This is a genomic window from Raineya orbicola, from assembly GCF_002843425.1.
GTDB classification, from domain to species: Bacteria; Bacteroidota; Bacteroidia; order Cytophagales; family Thermonemataceae; genus Raineya; species Raineya orbicola.
This window is the reverse complement of the sequence record NZ_NKXO01000018.1, coordinates 47,495-67,061: the sequence shown is the minus strand read 5'-3', so window position 1 is coordinate 67,061 and position 19,567 is coordinate 47,495. Positions and strand designations below refer to the sequence as shown.

13 protein-coding genes are annotated in these 19,567 nt (G+C 38.4%); 4 read left to right on the top strand and 9 right to left on the bottom strand.

Going from position 1 to position 19,567, the window contains the following annotated elements:
* Positions 1 to 228: 228 nt before the first annotated feature.
* Positions 229 to 1,350 carry a C1 family peptidase gene (locus Rain11_RS06870; RefSeq protein ID WP_101358612.1) on the bottom strand — a complete coding sequence of 374 codons (1,122 nt, stop codon included), beginning with the start codon at positions 1,348 to 1,350 and terminating at the stop codon, positions 229 to 231.
* 132 nt (positions 1,351 to 1,482) lie between these two features.
* On the bottom strand, positions 1,483 to 2,070 hold the full coding sequence (locus Rain11_RS06865; RefSeq protein ID WP_101358611.1) for a hypothetical protein: 588 nt from the start codon (positions 2,068 to 2,070) through the stop codon (positions 1,483 to 1,485).
* A 41-nt stretch (positions 2,071 to 2,111) separates the two neighbouring features.
* On the opposite strand from Rain11_RS06865, the gene Rain11_RS06860 reads away from it, so the two are divergent.
* The 4 genes from Rain11_RS06860 (at position 2,112) to murG (ending at position 8,891) form a co-directional block, all read left to right on the top strand.
* Positions 2,112 to 3,215: a hypothetical protein gene (locus Rain11_RS06860; protein WP_207764432.1), complete on the top strand. Its 1,104-nt coding sequence runs from the start codon at positions 2,112 to 2,114 to the stop codon at positions 3,213 to 3,215.
* The gene (locus Rain11_RS06855) at positions 3,178 to 5,379 is read left to right on the top strand and encodes a hypothetical protein (protein WP_101358609.1); all 2,202 of its coding nucleotides are present in this window, start codon (positions 3,178 to 3,180) and stop codon (positions 5,377 to 5,379) included. Before Rain11_RS06860 ends, Rain11_RS06855 begins: the two co-directional genes overlap by 38 nt.
* 35 nt (positions 5,380 to 5,414) lie before the next feature.
* Positions 5,415 to 7,601, top strand: coding sequence for a 7TM diverse intracellular signaling domain-containing protein (locus Rain11_RS06850; RefSeq protein ID WP_101358608.1), 2,187 nt, complete (start codon positions 5,415 to 5,417; stop codon positions 7,599 to 7,601).
* A 198-nt stretch (positions 7,602 to 7,799) separates the two neighbouring features.
* Positions 7,800 to 8,891, top strand: coding sequence for an undecaprenyldiphospho-muramoylpentapeptide beta-N-acetylglucosaminyltransferase (murG, locus tag Rain11_RS06845; protein ID WP_101358607.1), 1,092 nt, complete (start codon positions 7,800 to 7,802; stop codon positions 8,889 to 8,891).
* 55 nt (positions 8,892 to 8,946) lie between these two features.
* On the opposite strand, the gene Rain11_RS06840 is transcribed toward murG, so the two are convergent.
* The 7 genes from Rain11_RS06840 to Rain11_RS06810 all read right to left on the bottom strand — a co-directional run bounded on the left by Rain11_RS06840 (position 8,947) and on the right by Rain11_RS06810 (position 19,546).
* On the bottom strand, positions 8,947 to 10,878 hold the full coding sequence (locus Rain11_RS06840) for a cytochrome c oxidase subunit I (RefSeq protein ID WP_101358606.1): 1,932 nt from the start codon (positions 10,876 to 10,878) through the stop codon (positions 8,947 to 8,949).
* A 94-nt stretch (positions 10,879 to 10,972) separates the two neighbouring features.
* Entirely contained in the window at positions 10,973 to 12,106 is a 1,134-nt protein-coding gene (locus tag Rain11_RS06835; protein WP_101358605.1) for a cytochrome c oxidase subunit II, read from the bottom strand.
* 67 nt (positions 12,107 to 12,173) lie between these two features.
* Entirely contained in the window at positions 12,174 to 13,526 is a 1,353-nt protein-coding gene (locus Rain11_RS06830) for a quinol:cytochrome C oxidoreductase (RefSeq protein ID WP_101358604.1), read from the bottom strand.
* A gap of 67 nt (positions 13,527 to 13,593) precedes the next feature.
* Positions 13,594 to 14,280, bottom strand: a complete 687-nt coding sequence (locus tag Rain11_RS06825) for a c-type cytochrome (protein ID WP_101358603.1) — start codon at positions 14,278 to 14,280, stop codon at positions 13,594 to 13,596.
* A gap of 21 nt (positions 14,281 to 14,301) precedes the next feature.
* Positions 14,302 to 14,847 carry a DUF3341 domain-containing protein gene (locus Rain11_RS06820; RefSeq protein ID WP_101358602.1) on the bottom strand — a complete coding sequence of 182 codons (546 nt, stop codon included), beginning with the start codon at positions 14,845 to 14,847 and terminating at the stop codon, positions 14,302 to 14,304.
* A gap of 27 nt (positions 14,848 to 14,874) precedes the next feature.
* On the bottom strand, positions 14,875 to 16,386 hold the full coding sequence (gene nrfD / locus Rain11_RS06815; RefSeq protein ID WP_101358601.1) for an NrfD/PsrC family molybdoenzyme membrane anchor subunit: 1,512 nt from the start codon (positions 16,384 to 16,386) through the stop codon (positions 14,875 to 14,877).
* A 34-nt stretch (positions 16,387 to 16,420) separates the two neighbouring features.
* Positions 16,421 to 19,546 (bottom strand): TAT-variant-translocated molybdopterin oxidoreductase, encoded by a 3,126-nt coding sequence (locus Rain11_RS06810; protein WP_101358600.1) that lies wholly within the window; start codon positions 19,544 to 19,546, stop codon positions 16,421 to 16,423.
* Positions 19,547 to 19,567 lie beyond the last annotated feature (21 nt).

Here is a 19,567-nt window from a genome sequence, read left to right as displayed (position 1 = left end):
ACCAATTCAAGGCTTTAATCATACGCTATGAAACCAGAGTAGATACGTGGGTAAATTTGTTAATTTTATCCTTTATGGTCATTTTTATCCGAAGAATTATCAAAAAAAATAAATCCTAAACAACCTCACTATTTATATTCAAAAATTTTGATATACAAAGGATTAAAAGCCTTCAAGGTTTGTATCTAATATCTGCATATCCTACATTTCTTGACTCTCTAAATTCTTTCATATTTTCAACTTTTTACGTAATTCAGTTGGCAGAGCCTCTTTATGAAGCATTATTGAAATGGTTTTCATTTTGAAAAACTCTTCACTCATATACAAAAATCCGTGGAATTTGCTTATCTCACCCCAAGAGTTTTTGATATAAAACCAAATTTTGATAGGTGTTTGGATTGTTTTTTTGTTTCGCTTGGTGCGAGTCGGATTTTTTTCATTTTTTTCTTTGGCAATGCCTACAATATGCATTACGTGTTCTATTTGCGTTGAGCCATTTTTGATGTATCTTTGTCTGCTTTCGGGACTTGTTTTCATTGTATCAGGTAAAAATGCTACTCCTTGCTCTGCCCAAAAAGTTGGCTCTACGTTGTCTCCATTCCATACAACTCCAAAGCCCTTGCGGATAGCTTGTTGAGTAATTTCAAAAAATTCATTTAAGGGGACGTTGTAGTAGCCTTCTTGCATCCAGTTGTATTTGTCGGGTAATATTATTTTCTGATAAAAAGGCTCACCGAGCCAAGAGGTTATCTGTACATAATCATCAGGATTGATTTTTAAGTAGTTTTTGGCAAAAGTCTGCGGTGTATAAGTTTGCCCCTCATAGACGAATTTTTCGGGTACTTTGCCCAAGAAAAGGTCTAAAACTTTTTCTAAAAACGCCTTATCGGCTTCATTCAAAGACTTTTTACCATTGGCAATAAAGTTTTGCGTAGCTTGCCACATCAGCGAATCGAGGGGGGCGTGGTAATGTTCTTGAAAAAAGGCTTTTCCATTGTAAATACTTTCAGGCACAATACCAAAATGACGAATAGTGTAAAGTACATCGTGAGGTTGCCCGCCTGCCGTAAAGAAGCTTTTTCCTGCTGTCTGCAAATATTTTTCTACTTTCAGAGGGTAGGTTTTTCGGGCTACAAACATTTTAGATAAAACTACACTTGGTTTGTTTTGTCTCATTAGTTCACTTTCAAAAAAAGAGCAAGTAGCAAAGCTCCAACACGTACCCGAATAAGCTTGATTTTCTACTTTATGACAAGGGACTAACACTTCCATTTCAAAATCCTGAGTAGGTTGTGCTCGTAAATAAGAAAATCCTATTAAAAGGAATACCAAACAAGTAACTCGTAACATTTTGATTTTCTGTTTTTTTCAAATGTAAAAAATAAGTATATCAAAAACAAGTTTTTCAGAGAAAATAAAAAAAACTGCCGTCAGAAACAGCAGTCTTTTTACGTATGCTTATTAAAATCAACTTATTTTGGTTTATTTTTGCTTTTTACCTGAAAATGCTTTGAGATAATCTTTTACGGCATTCATCATCACATTGTAGCCTCCAACTCCCGATGCCGAAAACTCTTTGAAAGGACGCATAAATGGCTCAAACCAAGACTCATACATTTTGTTCCATACTTCATTGATTTGGTCTATGCTACCTGTTTTGAAAATATCGGCGTAGTTTCCTGCGTGTTCTTTGATGTATTCAAACCAATTCTTTCCAAAATTTTCCTGCATTTTTTGTAAATCCAAGAGATGATTGGGCATTGTAATACCCGCGTGCTTTTGTAAAAGCCCATTCATTTCTTGCATCAATTTGGTTTGTTCATCAAACCATTTTTTATAGGCTTGCGTAAATTCTTCTACAAAATTTTCTTTTCCCCAAGCCTCTGCAATATGACGAACCGCTTCCAAGAACAACTCCATTTGCTTGGATTGCACTTTCGTCAGAATTTCCAACACCTCTTTGCTTTGGTTCATAAATGTTTTAATTTCATAACGCAAAAGTAGTGAGAATGTTCTTGCTTTCAAAGAAATATTTACTTTTTTTTGCTGTAAAAATTCAATTTTTTCCATTTTTTAATAATTTCATTGTACTTTTCAAAGATACCACAAAAATGTCAAACAAAATTTTATTTGGATATTTTATTGTTTTTTTAAAAAATATTTTTTGGTATAAAAAAAGTCAGACTTTTCTTTTAGAAATTCAGCAAAAGTGGATTTTTTATTTGATTTTGACTTTTTCTGCCTGTAAAAATCAAGAAAAAATAAACCAAAACTGGTATCATTGGAAAGGTACGCTTCAACTTGATAGCTTGGAACGCAAGTATGCCGAACAATTACAAAGCAAAACACTTTATTTACGCTTTTTTGATGTGGATTTTCACCCCGAGCAAAAAGCTATCCCTATTGGCGATTTACAAATACAAAATTCAGATATAAAACCCTTTCAAGAAGTTGTAGCAGTGATTTTTATTACTAATCGCACAATACTGCAAAGTACACCCAACGAAATAAAAAGTTTAGCAGAAAAAATCACCCAAAAAATCTTTAGCAAGGCACAAAACAACAAACTATCCTTGCAAGGCATACAAATAGATTGCGACTGGAGCGAAAAATCAAAAGAAAACTTTTTTTTACTATGCAAAACACTCAAAAAAATTTGCAAAGACCAAAAACTCTCTTTTTCAGTAACTATTCGCTTGCACCAGTACAAGTATTTTTCGCAAACGGGCGTACCCGATGCCGATGAAGGAATTTTAATGTTATACAATATAGGCGATATTGAAGGAAAAAATACCGAAAACTCCATTTTAGACCTTTCACTCATTGATAAGTATCTGCAAGATACTGAAACTTATCCCCTGCCCCTGAAAATTGCTTTGCCTGTTTTTCAATGGGCAGTTGTGAAACGTATGGGGAAAGTGGTACATTTGCTTTCTGAAATTACAGAAAAAGATTTAGAGCAAAACCCGCATCTAAAAAAAATTCAAGAAAAACGCTACAAAGTGCAAAAAAATCATTATTTTGGGGGTGTTTTTCTGTATGAACAAGATGAACTGCGTTGGGAAAGTGTAAGCCTTGAAAATATAGAAAAACTTACCAAGAAAGTTGCCTCTAAAATACCTATTACTGAAATGATTTTTTACCATTTAGATAACCAACTTATTCAACAATATCCTTATGAAAAACTTCAAAATCTGGTTCATTATTGGTTTTAATGTATTTTTCCTTTGTAACACTTGGCACGTAGAAAGTTGTGCTTACTTTGAACCTGATTGGGAATTATATCGCTTTTTCAATCCCGAGCTTTCACAAAATAGCCGCTTTCGTCCTTTTTATTTTTCATTCAGCCGCTTCTACGAAAGCGAAGATATTTTGCAAAAAAACGAAAGAGACGAAAATCTAATAGAGTGGCAAACTTTTATGGAAAACAAAGTTTCTACGAAAGATTTAGAAACTATCATTTATAAATCTACCCAAGCCGATTGGGATAAAATTCGCAGTTTTGTTCTTTTACAAAAATCGCTCAACGATAAAAAGCTCGCCGAAAATAGTGTAGTGCAGTATTGGGCTACTCAAAAAAAAGATGCCGAAGCTATTGAATATCTTTCTTTTGCCAAAAAATGTGAGCGTTATACCTTCATTGAAAACCCTTGGGCAGAAACGCCCCCCAATGCACAGGAAAACCTTTTAGCCTATTCCAAAGAAGCTGAAAAGCGCTTTGCTTCTGCCAAAGATGTTTTCATTAAACTTCGCTATGGTTATCAGGCAGTACGTTTGGCTCATTATGCCAAAGATTTCAAAAGAACTATTTTACTCTACGACAACCTACTCGAACCACTCAAAACTGAAAATATTGTAAAATATTGGGCAATGGCTCACAAAGCAGGAGCTTTGCAAAAAATGGGACAAAATGCTCTTTCTGCCTATCTTTTTGCAGTAGTATTTGAAAAATCTGCTGCCAAGCGAATTAGCTCATTTTTAAGTTGTAAAATTTTTACTGACGAAGACTGGAAAAAGGCTTTAAGCCTTTGTAAAAATAATCAGGAAAAAGCGACTTTGTTTTTTATCAGAGGCATACACCCTCAAAATTTGATACTCCCCGAAATGATGGCTATTTACAGCCTTTTGCCTGAATCCGACTACTTGGATATGCTTCTTTTGCGTGAAATCAATAAAATTGAAATGACCCTTATGCCTCTACGTAGTACGGAAAGCGGCTTTGCTAATACCGACCAAGTCGCTTTATACCGTGCTTATATTCCTAAACTCAAATCTTTTGTAATGCAATATCTTAAAACAGCCAAAAATCCTCAAAAGCAAGCTCTTTGGGTAATGGCTTTGGGCTATTGTGATTATTTACTTGAAAAACCCCAAGAAGCACGCAAAAGTTTCGCTTTGCTCAAAAAAGAAAGTCTTTCTCCTGATGCCCAAAAACAGATGCAAGTTTTTGAAACAATGCTTGAACTTTCCGAGCTCAACATTTTAGAAAAAGATACCGAAGAGAAAATTTATCAGAAAATAGTAGCTACACAAAGTAAAGCCCTCAAAGAACTTATGCGAGGCACTTTTGCACGCCTCTATGAAAGACAAGGCGAAAAAGCCAAAGCCTATCTTTCTTCTAAAACAATTTATGATATTAAAATTGAACAAAAATTTATTGATGAACTTATTGCTTTTGCCTCGCAAGATAGTTACACCAGCTACGAAAAAGAGCTTTTGAGTAAAATAGATACACAAAAGCCCAAAGCTATTTTACAAGAAATCAAAGCCACACTTTTGCTTCGTGAAGGCAATTTAGAGGAAGCAGAAAAACTTTTCAAACAATCAGGCATCAACTTGACACTTGAAGGCGACCCTACCAGCGATGAAATCATAGATTGTATCAACTGCTCTCGCAAGAAAACTTATACTAAACTCAATTTAATCAGTCAAATCAGGACATTGGAGGCACAAGCTCGCAAAAACTCGGCTGATGCTCATCACAGACTTGGCAATATCTACTACAACACTACTTATTTCGGACACGCTTGGAAAGCTATGGATTATTTTCGCAGCAGTTCGTATTTAGGCAAACATACCGACTGCTCCAAAGCCCAAGAATATTACGAAAAAGCCGCTCAACTCTATGAAAAAGCAGGCAATCGTGAAATGGCGGCTCGCTTGATGTTTCTTGCCGCCAAAGCCGAACAAAATCAAATGTTTCAGAGTGATAAATTCAGAAAAGAACAAGAAAATAAAATGTTTAGTAATACCATAGACCACTTCTTTGTACCTGAATATCGCACCAATTTTCAAAATCTCAAAAACAAATACCGAAATACGCAGTTTTATAGAAACGCCATCAAGGAGTGCTATTATTTTAGTTATTTTGCAAGGTAATATCTAATTTGTTTATTAAAATACTAAAACACAACATGAAGCAATCATATTTTTTGAAATTAGTCGTATTTTGCTGGCTTTTTTCAATATCCTTCGTTATCGCCCAAACAAAGCCTTATGAAATTCCTGAAAGTATTGAAGTAGAAAACATTAGCAAGTATTTTATGTATTATGAAGACGCTTCCAAGCTAATGTCACTGAAAGAAATCAGCAAAATGGAAGCAGAAAAGTGGAAACCTATTACTAAAGATGACCCTAACTTAGGTTTCAAGAAAATCAATCTATGGCTCAAATTTCAGTTACACAACAAAAACAACAAAGCAGAAACTTTCTACTTAGAATTTGATTATCCTCTTTTGGATAAAGTAGATATTTTTAGCCAAAATGGAGAAAGCTCTTGGGAAAAAGTAATAAATACAGTCGGAGATGTTGTTCCTTTTAGTAGAAGACCTTTTTTTTACAGAAATTTAGTTTTCCCGCTCAAATTAGAACCTTTTGAAACACGCACTTTTCTGATAAAAATTGATAGCGATAGTTCCCTTCAATTCCCTGCTTATCTTTACAGCCCACCCCGACTTATCAAACACATTGCTATTACAGAAATTTTGTTTGGCTTTTTTTATGGCATATTGCTCATAATGGGTATTTACAATTTAGTGCTATTCTTTGCAGTTCGCAATAATAGCTACCTGTATTATGTGATTTATATCGTTTTCTATGGAACTGTTCAAGCAGCACTCAATGGACACGCCTTCCAATACTTGTGGTCTAATGCCACTTGGTGGGGCAATACCGTAGTGCCTATGGGTTTGTGTGCAGGCGGAGCTGGAGCGATTTTGTTTATGATTTCGTTTTTAAGTACAGAAAAGTATCTACCTCGCTTTAACAAGGTTTTGTGGAGTTTGGCAGCTTTACTGGGAATGTTTTCTCTACTTGGCTTGGTACTTCCCTACTCTATTTCGGTGAGAATAGGCACCATCGCTATGCTTATTGTAGGCATTGTAGAACTGATTACAGGGGTTGTGGTTTGGCGTATTGGGAATAAATCAGCTATTTACTTTATTCTTTCTTGGGCATTTTTCTTAATAGGCATTATGACGGTAGCCTTAATTGCTGCAGGAGTTGTGCCTAATCACCCATTTTTGAGGGTTTCTCATCTTATCGGAGCGATGTTTCAAGTGGTGGGGCTTTCCTTTGCTCTCGCTGATAGAGTAAACACCATTCGTAAAGAGCGTGCGTTGGCACAAGCCGAAGCCTTGAAGGCTTTAGAAGAAAATGCTCGCATCATCAAAGAACAAAACGAAATGCTAGAAAGAAAAGTAGCCGAAAGAACTCACGAATTAAAACAAAAACAAGAAGAAATTTTAGCTCAAAATGAAGAACTACAGCAACAAAGAGAGGAAATTACGGCTCAAAGAGATTTTATTGAAGTTAAAAACAAAGAACTTACCGAACTGAATACTCATATGAGCCAAAGTATTCAGTATGCAAGCCATATACAAAAAGCCATTTTACCTGACGAAACCATTATCAGAAACTACGTAGATGACTTTTTCCTGATTTATTTCCCCAAAGATGTGGTTTCAGGAGATTTCTACTGGTTTTCCAAAATAGAAAATCATCTTTTCTTTGCTGCCGTAGATTGCACAGGACACGGCGTTCCTGGGGCTTTTATGAGTATGATAGGTAACACTCTGCTTAATAAAATCATTAACGAAAACAAAATTTTTGACCCTGCCCAAGTGCTTTCTGCCCTCAATGAAGGAGTGATTACTTCGCTCAGACAAAGAGAAACAGGTAACAATGACGGTATGGACGTATGCCTGTGCCGCATAGATATTAAAAATGAAGAAGAATTTGAATTGTATTTTGCAGGAGCAAGACGCCCTCTATACATTTTCAAAGATGATACCATTATTGAGCTAAAAGGCTCACGTAGTCATATCGGCGGAAGTGGTTTGGGAATTATGCAAACTCCTTACGAAACCTACCAATACTCGCTTCAAAAAGGAGATGTTATTTATCTTTCTACTGATGGTTATACCGATAATCCGAATCCTGACAGGCAAAAGTTTGGTACCGATAAGCTCAAAACTTTGCTCTTACTTTATGGTAAAGAACCGATGGATAGACAATGTTATTTTTTGAAAGAAGAACTCCTAATGTTTCAAAAAAATGCCCCCCAAAGAGATGATATTTTGGTAATGGGTATAAGATTGTAAAACTTTATTTTGTCAAAACAAACATTATCCTAAAAAAATTTTAAGTTTTTCTTGTTTTTGTTAGACTTTTGTTACACTTTTGCATAGTCTTTTTACGTATGCTTATTAGTGGTTCTCATAACCCTCTTGAAAGAGGGTTTTTTCTTTTGGCGTTTTCCAAGTTCATTTTTAACTTTGCTCACCTAAAACGCAAGCAAATTGAAAAAAGTCATCATTAGTGGTGGGGGTACAGGCGGACACATCTACCCTGCCATAGCTATCGCCAACGAAATCAAACTACAAGCTCCTGCTACCGAAATCTTGTTTGTAGGTGCAAATAATCGTATGGAAATGCAAAAGGTACCTCTGGCAGGGTATAAAATTATTGGTTTGGATATTGCGGGTATTCAAAGAAGGCTCAGTACCGAAAACTTACGCTTCCCCTTGAAACTCCTGAAAAGTCTGACACAAGCTCGCAAAATTTTGCAAGAGTTCAAACCCGATATATGTATTGGTGTAGGAGGATATGCCAGTGCTCCTACACTGCTAATGGCTTCTTTGATGAAAATACCTACACTCATTCAAGAGCAAAACAGCTACGCAGGCATTACCAACAAACTTCTATCACGAAAAGCTAAAAAAATATGCGTAGCATATCCTCAAATGGATAAATATTTTCCGAAAGAAAAAATTGTTTTCACAGGTAATCCTGTACGAAAAGATATTTTAGAGCTTGAAAACAAACACCTTAACGCTTTGCAACATTTTGGATTGCAAGAGCATAAAAAAACGCTCCTTGTGATAGGTGGTAGTCTTGGAGCAAGAACTATCAATTTGAGCATACAAAAAAACATAAATAGGCTAATAGAAAACGATATTCAGGTGATTTGGCAAACAGGCAAACACTTCTACGAAACTGCTAAAAAAAGTGTAGCCGAAGCTAAAACAAGCCTTATCAAAGTTTTTGACTTCATCAATGTAATGGACTTGGCATATTCGGTCGCAGACGTGGTTGTTTCAAGGGCAGGGGCTTTGTCTATCTCAGAGCTATGCCTTGCTGGGAAACCTTGTATTTTAGTACCTTCGCCCAATGTAGCCGAAGACCACCAGACTAAAAACGCCAAAGTACTTGTAAATAATAGAGCCGCCTTGATGGTTGCCGATAAACACGCCGAAGCTTTTTTAGTAGGCGATACAATTGATTTACTTTTTGATGAGGCTCTGCAAAAAGAATTACAGAAAAATATCAAACGTTTTGCCAAACCCAATGCCGCCCAAGAAATTGTTAGAGAGGTGATGAAAATTTGGTAAAAAAAGAAAATGACAGGCTCGTGAGCCTGTCATTTCAGTTTGATTTATCTAAACTTTATGCAGTTACTTCTTTCTTTTTTGCAAGTTCTGCAAGTTCAAGGGTTGTATCGTGAGGTAACATTTCCTCTTTTTCTAATGCTATCATCTCATTTTCGTGGGGCAAATTAGAATGAGGTGTCATTGAATATGGAACATTTTGAGGGATAAAATCAGTAAATCCGTCTTTTTCAGCATTAGGCTTGCTGTAATCATAAGCCCAGCGATACACAAAAGGAATTTGCCCAGGCCAGTTGCCGTGTCCGGGTTCAAGCGGAGCAGTCCATTCCAGAGTATTAGAATTCCAAGGATTTTGAGTAGCTTTTCTACCTCTCCACATAGAATAGAAGAAGTTAAAGCCGAAAATAAGTTGAGCACCAAAAGTTATTACGGCGGCAACGCTGATAAATTGGTTCAAATTCAAATATACTTCGTCACGGAAAGCGGCATAAGCTGAAAATTCGTAATAACGGCGAGGGAAACCTGCTATTCCGATGAAGTGCATAGGGAAAAATACCAAATATACCCCTATGAATGTTAGCCAGAAATGAATGTAACCCAGTTTCTCGTCCATCATTCTGCCAAACATTTTAGGGAACCAATGATACACACCCGCCATCATTCCAAAGAACGAAGCCGAACCCATTACCAAATGGAAGTGTGCTACTACATAGTAAGTATCGTGTAGGTAAATATCCAAAGCATTATTACCCAAAATAATTCCTGTTACACCACCTGAAATAAACAAAGATACAAGACCTATTGAGAATAGCATTGCAGGTGTGTAACGAATATTTCCTCGCCAAAGCGTAGTGATATAATTGAAGGCTTTTACTGCCGAAGGTACTGCAATAATGAGTGTTAGGAACATAAAGATACTACCCAAGAAAGGGTCCATACCTGTTACAAACATATGGTGAGCCCACACAATAAAAGAAAGAATACCAATGAAAAGAATTGAGCCAACCATTGCCTTATAACCGAATATAGGCTTGCGAGCATTGGTTGCAATGATTTCAGAAGTAATACCCAAAGCAGGTAAAAGTACTATATACACTTCGGGGTGTCCGAGGAACCAGAACAAGTGTTGATACAAAATTGCACTACCACCTGTGTGGTCAAGAGCCTGACCTGCTACATAAATATCTGACAGATAAAAACTTGTTCCTAAACTTCTATCAAATACAAGAAGCAAAGCCGCTGAAAACAACACAGGGAAAGAAAGCAAACCAATTATTGCTGTAACAAAGAATGCCCAAATAGTAAGCGGCAAGCGGGAAAAGGTCATTCCTTTGGTACGAAGGTTAATAACGGTAGTGATGTAATTGATACCTCCCAGTAATGATGAAATAATAAATAAGGTCATTGATACGAGCCAGTAGGTCATTCCTGAACCTGAACCTTTTAGGGCTTGTGGCAAAGCACTCAATGGCGGATAAACTACCCAACCTCCTGCCGCAGGACCGCCGTCAAGGAAAAAAGAAGCCGCCATAATCACACTGGAAGCAAAGAAAAACCAGTATGAAAGCATATTCAAGAAGCCCGAAGCCATATCTCTGGCACCTATTTGCAAAGGAATGAGGAAATTAGAAAATGTTCCGCTCAAACCTGCTGTTAGCACAAAGAACACCATAATTGTTCCGTGCATAGTAACCAAAGCTAAATAGAATTCGGGGTCTAATTGTCCTTGTCCTGCTTCGCCAGTAACCCACTTGCCCAAAAGTGGTTTGAGCCAAGTATAATCCATTTCAGGGAAACCAAGTTTCAAGCGGAATAAAATAGAAAGCAAACCGCCTACAAAAGCCCACAAAATACCTGTTACCAAAAATTGCTTGGCAATCGTTTTGTGGTCGGTAGAAAAAACATACTTGGTTAGAAATGTTTCGTGATGATGCTCGTGATGCTCTTCGTGAGTATGTACATCGTGAGCGTGTGCAACTGCTGATGCCATAGTATTTTCAAATAGTTAGAGTACGTAAGCGAAAAAAATTGTTATACAAATTTACAAAAATAAATATTTTAATACAAATACTTTTGCCAAAATTTTAGTTACTCATAGAGGTATTTTCTACGAGAGCTTGTCCTGATGCTTGTTTCATTTTAGTCTGACGCTTGATAGCCTCTGAAACGTATTCTTTGTTTTTCACTACGAAAGGCTCTTGTTTAGCAACCCAAGCCTCATATTCTTTTTCATCAAGTACAATTACCCTCATACGCATACTAAAATGCCCTCTACCACAAATTTCCTGACAAACAATTTCGTAGTCAAAGGTTTCCCAGCGAGCCTTCATATCTTTGGGGTCTCCTTTGGTAGTAGAAGGGTCAGGTTTCAGATATTCGGGGTTGGATTTTAGCTCTTCACGCATTTCTTGGGTAGTTTTGGTCGGTATAAACCACATAGTAGTAGGTTGTCCGGGTACTGCGTCCATTTTTTGGCGGAAGTGAGGCAAACTTACACTGTGAATCACATCTCTTGCACGAATTTTGAGTTGAACGGGTTTCCCCTTCACCAAAACTAATTCAGTAGCCTGAAAGTCGTCATTTACATTTTTATCTGTAAAATCTAAACCAAGCTCATTCACATCATCGGTATAGCGGAAGTTATAACCACCAAATTTTCCGTCTTTACCAGGGTAACGAGCAATCCAATTAAACTGCTTTCCTACCACTTCAATCTGAATAGCATTTTCAGGAGCATCTTTGGTAACTTTTCTCCACAAATTCCACCCAGTAAATACCAAAACAGCCAGAATGATAGCAGGCACGATTGTCCATACTACTTCCAATTTCATATTATCAGGGTAGAAAGTAGCTTTATGATTTCTTTTGTAACGATATTTGTAAGCAAAGTAAAATAACGCCGCATTCGTTACCAAAAACATAAGTATGATAATAACGTGAGCAATCTTAGACAGCCAGTCATATTCAGCCCCGTGAATAGCCGCGTCAGGTTGCCACCACAATCCCGAGTGTTTGATGCCATACCAAAAAGCCCAAATAGTACCTGCCAATGGCAGAAGCAAAAACAAATATGCGTGAAAATTGTTGGTAGATACATCAATTTCCTCCCCTTTCTTGCTTTTTGTACGTAAAATGGATACCAGATTTGACATTCTAAACACAATAAAGAACATCACTAGTACCAAAACTGCAATAGAAGTTAGAAGCAAGCCGTTCATAAGTTTTGAAAATTATTTTTTGCTATAAAAAAATGTTTAGCGAGTTTGTTTTCAAACATCAAAAATTTTAGATGCTGTGATGCAAACTTTCTTCCATCATAGGATGATTTTTCGCAATCAAGCCTTGTTTTGAAAGTTGGGTTGCAAACACATACACAAAAGCACAAGCAAAAAGCATTAGCGTACCTATTTCCATAAGGAAAAATCCACCATTGCCTTTTACAGTGCCAGGCATAACCATCACAAAGAAATCTAAATAATGCCCCATTAAGATGCCAAAGGCTGTAATTTTCAAGAAAATTTCTTTGCGTTTAGCGTCTCTTGTCATCAAGAATAGGAATGGAAAAAGGAAATTGATGATTACATTCATCACAATCATAGGCGAATACACCCCTTCCAAACCATCGTGGCGAGCCACCCAATATTCAATTTCTTCGGGAATGTTGGAGTAAGCCTGCAACATATATTGAGCAAACCAAATATAAGTCCAGAATATACTGAAAGCAAACATAAATTTACCCAAATCGTGCAAATGGTTCTCATTCACCATTTTCAAATAACCTTTTTCTTTCAAAAATACCACTGCAAGCGTAAGGACAGCAAGAGCCGAAACCCAAGAACTTGCAAAAACATACCAGCCAAACATAGTGCTATACCAGTGGGTATCAATGCTCATTACCCAGTCCCAAGCCGAAACTGATTCGCTCAAACCAAAGAAAACAACAAAAATAGCTCCAATAGTGATATTACGCTTGTGATAGCTAAAATCTGTTTTATCTGTCAAATAATCTTCCGCAACTGAATTTTTAATTAGTACGCGATAAAGGACATACCATATCCCTATAAAAGCTACCAAGCGTAAAAGCCAAAACAAAGGGAATGAACCTGCTTCCAAAGGGAAAAAGAAAAATCCTGATTTTCCTGCTATAATGGGGTCATAGGTAGCTTTGCCTTTTTCGTAAAGGTCGTGGTGTGTCCAGTGGAAAAGGTCGTGCCCACCAAGAAAGAAAGTAATTAGCAAAACAGGTGCAGTAAAGGGTAAAAATGCCCCGAAAGCCTCCGCTACTCTGCGAATAGTAGCCGACCAGCCTGCGTAAGCTACATATTGAATAGCTACAAAAAGGACACCCATAGCGGCTATGTAGGTAAAAAATACGCCATTAAGCCACAAATTTGCCCAAAGACGTGTGAGTGGCGTAGCCCCGTGATGCCCTCCTTCGGCGTGTTTAGTCGCCTCTTGGGCGGCTTTACCCGCTTCGTGAGCTTCGTGATGACCAAAGCCAATACCTGCATATGCTAAAATAACTCCCAAAATAAGTAATACAAGCCCCACACCCATTCCTATCATCAGTTTCTTTTTGAGCTCGGGAGTAAAGGTATATTTCTCATTCAAATCGTAATGTACGTGTACTTCTGCCATAAGTATAGTTTGTTAAAAATTTTAGACACAAGACATCAAGCACAAGATAAGAATTTCTTGTGTGAAATTACTTTTTAGTTTCCTCTTTTTTCTCCTCTTTCTTTTCTTCCTCTTTTACTACAGGCGTACCATCAGGATTGATTTGCCCTTGCAATACGTGTACGTAACTCACAATTTTCCAACGCTCCAAAGCATTCATTTGTGAGCCGTGAGGCCACATTCTACCTTTTCCGTGAGTAATAACGTGAAAAATATGACCACCATTTGCTTTGGCAATTTGCCCTCCTGTCAAATTAGCTACCCCCCCATATTTTTGTCCTACTTTACCATCACCTTTGCCTTCGGCTCCGTGGCAATGTTGGCAAAAATATTCATACAAAACTTTACCTTCTGCTATTACTTGTTTGGTAATTTTTAGAGGGTTTTTCAAAGTTTTTGCCGCTTCTTCCAGACTATCAGGGTGAGTGCGATAAACCATTAAGCCCAAATCATACTCTTCACCCGTACTTGCGTCTTTATAAGTGGTTTTATAGTTTCTACGGGCTACTGTACCTTGTGCAGGCTCACGTAAATTGATACCATAAGGATTGATTTTGTTGGTACTATCTTTTACCATACTATATGGCTCATACGCCGTAGAAACATACATATTAGGAGCAAACTCAGTACCAGGGTCATTCGGACCACGCTGACACGAATGTAGTACGAGGCTTGTTACAACCGCTGAAAAAGCAATATATTTTTTCAAGTTCATTGTGCGTTTTCGTTTAAGGTGTTAAGACTTTTCAACAATACGTGGGGGAGGTGTAGTTTCTGCACCATATTTGATAAGAATTTGGCTAATTTCTTCGGCAGACTTGGTGTTCTTTTCCAAATCAACTACCAAAGCATATTTATCATCTGTGGTGCGTCTATCAAACATAAATTCCACTTTACCGGGACCCATATTGTTGGTAATCAGGAAAGTAGCTACCATACCCAAAGCACAAATCAGTACGGTTGCCTCAAAAGTTACAGGCACCATAGTAGGCGGATAGAGTGGGTTTTTCCCACCAATTATCATAGGCCAATCTATTTTCATCATAAAGACTATCATCGTGATAGCTAGTATCGTACCCGTAGCACCAAACATAAAAGCCGCAATAGGTATACGCGTACGTGGATGCCCAATGTATGTATCTATGTGGTGAATGGGGTGAGGCGAATATACTTCCTCAACTTTTACACCATCTTTTTGTACTTTTTTAACGGCTTCTACTACTTTATCTTCGTGGTCGTAGATGCCTACCAAATATTTTTTAGGTTCTTTACTTGCTGCCATTGTACTTGGTTTTTGTAAGTTTTAGAATTATACTTGGTTTCCTTTATCGTAAGCAGGACTTGCTTTCAAAGCCTCTGCTCCTGCTTTGAGTTTTGCAAAGGCTTTCGCTCTTGCCTCTTCACTGGTAGAGTTCAACACGGTTTTTACTTCTGCCATATTGATTACAGGCAAGTATTTTGCAAACAAGAAAAAGCAAACAAAGAACAAAGCAAAGCTGAATACATAATCACCTACATCGTAAATAGTAGGAACAAAATATGTCCAGCTGGAGGGCAGATAATCTCTGTGCAAAGAGGTAACGATAATTACGAAACGCTCAAACCACATACCCACATTTACCACAATAGAAAGCACAAAAGTCCAAACCAAATTGGTACGAATAGATTTGAACCAGAAAAGCTGTGGCGAAATAACGTTGCAACTCATCATTGCCCAATAAGCCCACCAATAAGGACCAAAAGCACGGTTGATAAAAGCATAACTTTCTGCTTCTACCCCCGAATACCAAGCAATAAAAAACTCTGTGATATACGCCACACCCACAATAGAACCCGTAAGCATCACAATTTTATTCATTAGCTCAATGTGTTCCATTGTGATATAATCCTCCAATTTATACACTACACGTGTTACGAGCATTAGCGTAAGCACCATTGCAAACCCAGAGAAAATCGCCCCTGCAACGAAATAAGGCGGGAAAATAGTAGTGTGCCAACCGGGAATTACGGAAGTTGCGAAGTCAAAACTTACTATGGTATGCACAGAAAGTACCAAAGGTGTAGAAAGACCTGCTAAAATAAGAGCCACGTACTCGTATCTTGCCCAAGTTTTAGAACCGCCTTCCCAACCAAAAGAAAGTATTCTGTAAATAAATGCGGCAATAGGACGACGTTTTTTGAGTTTAGCTTTGCGTTCTGCGGGAGTATCGGTAGGGAGCAAAGGGTTTTCTTCCAAAGTACGCACAAAGCGGTCGCGAATAGTACCTAAATCAGGAATAAGCCCTACATACCAAAACACCGTGGAAACGGTAAGATAGGTAGAAATCGCAAACACGTCCCAAACCAGTGGCGAATGGAAATTTACCCAAAGCGAGCCGTAAGTATTAGGTAGTGGCAAAGCCCAATGAGCCAGCCAAGTACGCCCCATATGCATCAGGATAAACGAACCCGCACAAATTACAGCAAAGATAGTCATCGCTTCGGCGGCACGGTTGATAGAAGTTCTCCATTTCTGACGGAAAAGCAAGAGAATTGCAGAAATAAGCGTACCTGCGTGACCAATACCTACCCACCATACGAAGTTGGTGATGTCCCAAGCCCAACCTACGGTTTTATTTAGCCCCCACACGCCTATTCCATACCACCACGTTTGAGCTAGTGACAAACCGCCTACCACAAAAAGCACCACTGATGCTCCAAAAGCCATTAACCAGCTTTTGCTGGGGGCTTCTTCTACCCTCTTACAGATGTCGTTGGTGATGTCGTGCATCGTTTTACCACCTGTTACGAGAGGTTCTCTTATGGCTGATGTTACTTGCATATATCCTGTTTGTTTTTGAATACTTATGAAAAAATTAGGCTTTTTTGTTGTTTTCGTCTTGATTTCTAATTTTGGCTAAATAGGTAACATTGGCTTTCACATTGATTTCTTCAAGCAAATGGTAAGCACGAGGGTCGTTAGCCACTATGTCTTTCTTTTCGTTTTTAGTGATACCCACAAGTTTCACGATTTCACTTTCAGGGTCGTTCATATCTCCAAAAACAATTGCTCCTGTGGGGCAAGCCTGCTGACAAGCCACTTTTATATCACCATCTTTTACTTTACGTTTCTCTTTTTTCGCCTCCAACTTACCCGCCTGAATGCGTTGTACGCAAAGCGAACATTTTTCCATAACCCCGCGAGAACGCACAGTTACATCGGGGTTGAGTACCATTCTACCCAAATCAGATTGAGCCATAAAATTCACGGTGGTGAATTTTTCGTCGTTGGTATAATTGAACCAGTTGAAGCGGCGAACCTTGAAAGGACAGTTGTTGGCACAATAACGCGTACCTACACAACGGTTATAAGTCATTTGGTTCAAACCTTCGGAGCTGTGCGTAGTAGCTACCACAGGACAAACCGTTTCGCAAGGAGCATTGTTACAATGCTGACACATCACAGGCAAGAATAATACTTCAGGATTATCCGAAGGTTCTTCCATTTTCTTATAGCCCCCGATGCTCTTATCATTCAAATCAGCATCGGTGCTATAGTAGCGGTCTATACGTATCCAGTGCATTTCACGAGCATACACCACTTCTTTTCTACCCACCACAGGGACATTATTTTCAGACTGACAGGCAATCAGACAGGCACTACAACCCGTGCAGGCGTTCAGGTCAATGGCAAGTCCCCACCAGTGATTTTTGTTGTAGGCTTCTTCGTGTCCTTTCCACATTGTCAGTTCGGTAGGTTTTTTAGGACCTTCCGAAGTCTGGATATACACATCGTATTTTTCACGAATAATTTTAGGGTTTTTGCTATATTCTGCAAGTTTAGCCTCTCTCACGTGTCCTCTACCCATAAGGGTTTGATGGGTTTGCGTAAGAGCCATTTGCACTTTTTTATCAGTTTTGCTCAAAGCAACTTCATCAGAGGCATACACTAAACTTTCACCTTTCAAAGCAACAGCAGGATAAGCATTTTGCCCTACACCATTGCCGCATTTACCTACATCGGTATGTCCGTAACCCAGAGCAATTGAAATCGTATCTTTTTGCTGTCCGGGTTGAACGAGTACAGGAAGTTCAAAAGAAATACCTTTGGCAGTAACTTTTACAATATCCCCTGTTTCTACACCCAACTCTTTGGCATAGGTTTTGGAAATAGCGGCGTAATTATCCCAAGTAGCCTTAGTAACAGGGTCGGGTAGTTCTTGCAACCAAGGGTTATTAGCAAATTTGCCACTACCCAAGCCGATTTTTGTGTATAAGTGCAATTCTTTACCCTTACCTTCTTTGAAAGCAATCGCAGAAACTGCCGCATTGACATCGGCTTTGAAGGCAACCGCAGTAGTTGTAGGCTTCTCTTCTTTCTTGGTATCATCAGTGATAGCTACCGAAGTAGTTTCAAATACGCCGTCGTGCAGTGCTTTTATCCAAGCATTTTCAAAGTCAGTGCCTTTGAGTAAGTTGTTCTTCCAGTAACCACGTAAGAAATTGTAGTAAGTGGCTTTTGAACCTGCCCAAGTAAGGAAACTATCTTGTGCTTGTCGTGTGCCTTCGGGGTAAATAAACGTAATAGCAGGCTGTTGTAAGCTATAATGTCCTGCACAAGGCATTGCATCGCCCCAAGACTCTAAAAAGTTGGCATCAGGGCAAATATATTTACAAAGTTTGGCGGTTTCATCGGCACGGTCGGCAAGAGAAATACTTAAAGACACATTTTTCAGGGCATCTGCAATTTCTTTGCCACGAGGGTAGTCATATACAGGGTTTGTGCCATAGAAAATTACTGCACCTACACTACCACCTTTGAGGTCATCAACGAATTTAGCCATTTCCTCGTCATTGCCTTGTTTGGTGTAGTTGGGGTGAGCTAAATCTATGGTAGAGCTGTAACTTGATAACTCGTTGTTTATGGCATTCACTAAAATCTGTACATTTACATCATTAGAACCACAAACTACGAGAGCTTTACCTTTGGCATTTTTGAGGTCAGCGGCGGCTTTCTTGATTTTCTCTACTACCGCATTATCACTAATAGCAGGCACACTCAAACCACCAACAATTTCATTATAGAGATGTGCTACCACCAAAGCCTCTTGCGAAGGGCGAATAGCAGTGCGGTAGTCGGCATTTGCACCTGTAAGCGACATTCCACTTTCAAACTGATAGTGGCGAGAAATAGAGATTTTTTCTTTGTTCAAACGGCGAGTTTGGGCATATTGTCCGCTGTATTCCAGAGCATTGAGCCAAGTACCCAAGAAATCGGCATTGATGCCTACAATCACATCAGCTTTGCTAAAATCATAAGTCGGCAAAGCATACACACCAAAAGATTTTTCATTGGCTTTCAAAATACCATACGCCGAAATGGCATCATAAGTAACTACTTTGGTAGAAGGGTATTTCTTGGTAAATTCAGCCAATACAGCCTTTGTAGAAGGGCTGATAATAGTGTGAGTTACAATGTAAATAGTACCTGATGTACTTTGTAAAGCATTGATAATTTCTTGGTCGGCATCTTTAATTTTTATTTTCTGATTGCCCTTCATAAAAGAATTGAGGCGGGCAAGGTCATACAGATTAAGTACAGATGCCTGCACGCGTGCCGAAGTAGCTCCTTTGGTAACTTTGGAAAGCGTATTACCTTCAATTTTGATAGGTCTGCCTTCGCGGGTTTTTACTAAAATGCTACAATATTCACCATCAGCAAAATAAGTGCTGGCATAATAATTTGGAATAGAAGGGTCAATCTCTTCGGGCTTGTTCAAATAAGGAATAGCATTTTTTACAGGAGCTTCACAAGCTGCCAGCGATACTGCCGCAACGCTAAAACCCATTAGTTTCAAAAAATCGCGTCGTGAAGTATTGCCATTATCATCTTTTTCGGCAATAGGTAGAAATTCAGGAAACTCCTTATCTGCCTTTTTCACGAATTCAAGGTCATTGGTTAATTCTTCAAAACCTTTCCAATATATCTTTTTGTTTTCCATACGTTGAACTTGCTTTAAGTG

Excerpts from the sequence above, each read along its gene's own strand:
- Rain11_RS06870 (WP_101358612.1), bottom strand. The coding sequence starts at position 1,350 with ATGTTACGAGTTACTTGTTTGGTATTCCTTTTAATAGGATTTTCTTAT.
- Rain11_RS06865 (WP_101358611.1), bottom strand. The coding sequence starts at position 2,070 with ATGGAAAAAATTGAATTTTTACAGCAAAAAAAAGTAAATATTTCTTTG.
- Rain11_RS06860 (WP_207764432.1), top strand. The coding sequence starts at position 2,112 with ATGTCAAACAAAATTTTATTTGGATATTTTATTGTTTTTTTAAAAAAT.
- Rain11_RS06855 (WP_101358609.1), top strand. The coding sequence starts at position 3,178 with ATGAAAAACTTCAAAATCTGGTTCATTATTGGTTTTAATGTATTTTTC.
- Rain11_RS06850 (WP_101358608.1), top strand. The coding sequence starts at position 5,415 with ATGAAGCAATCATATTTTTTGAAATTAGTCGTATTTTGCTGGCTTTTT.
- Rain11_RS06840 (WP_101358606.1), bottom strand. The coding sequence starts at position 10,878 with ATGGCATCAGCAGTTGCACACGCTCACGATGTACATACTCACGAAGAG.
- Rain11_RS06835 (WP_101358605.1), bottom strand. The coding sequence starts at position 12,106 with ATGAACGGCTTGCTTCTAACTTCTATTGCAGTTTTGGTACTAGTGATG.
- Rain11_RS06830 (WP_101358604.1), bottom strand. The coding sequence starts at position 13,526 with ATGGCAGAAGTACACGTACATTACGATTTGAATGAGAAATATACCTTT.
- Rain11_RS06825 (WP_101358603.1), bottom strand. The coding sequence starts at position 14,280 with ATGAACTTGAAAAAATATATTGCTTTTTCAGCGGTTGTAACAAGCCTC.
- Rain11_RS06820 (WP_101358602.1), bottom strand. The coding sequence starts at position 14,847 with ATGGCAGCAAGTAAAGAACCTAAAAAATATTTGGTAGGCATCTACGAC.
- nrfD (WP_101358601.1), bottom strand. The coding sequence starts at position 16,386 with ATGCAAGTAACATCAGCCATAAGAGAACCTCTCGTAACAGGTGGTAAA.
- Rain11_RS06810 (WP_101358600.1), bottom strand. The coding sequence starts at position 19,546 with ATGGAAAACAAAAAGATATATTGGAAAGGTTTTGAAGAATTAACCAAT.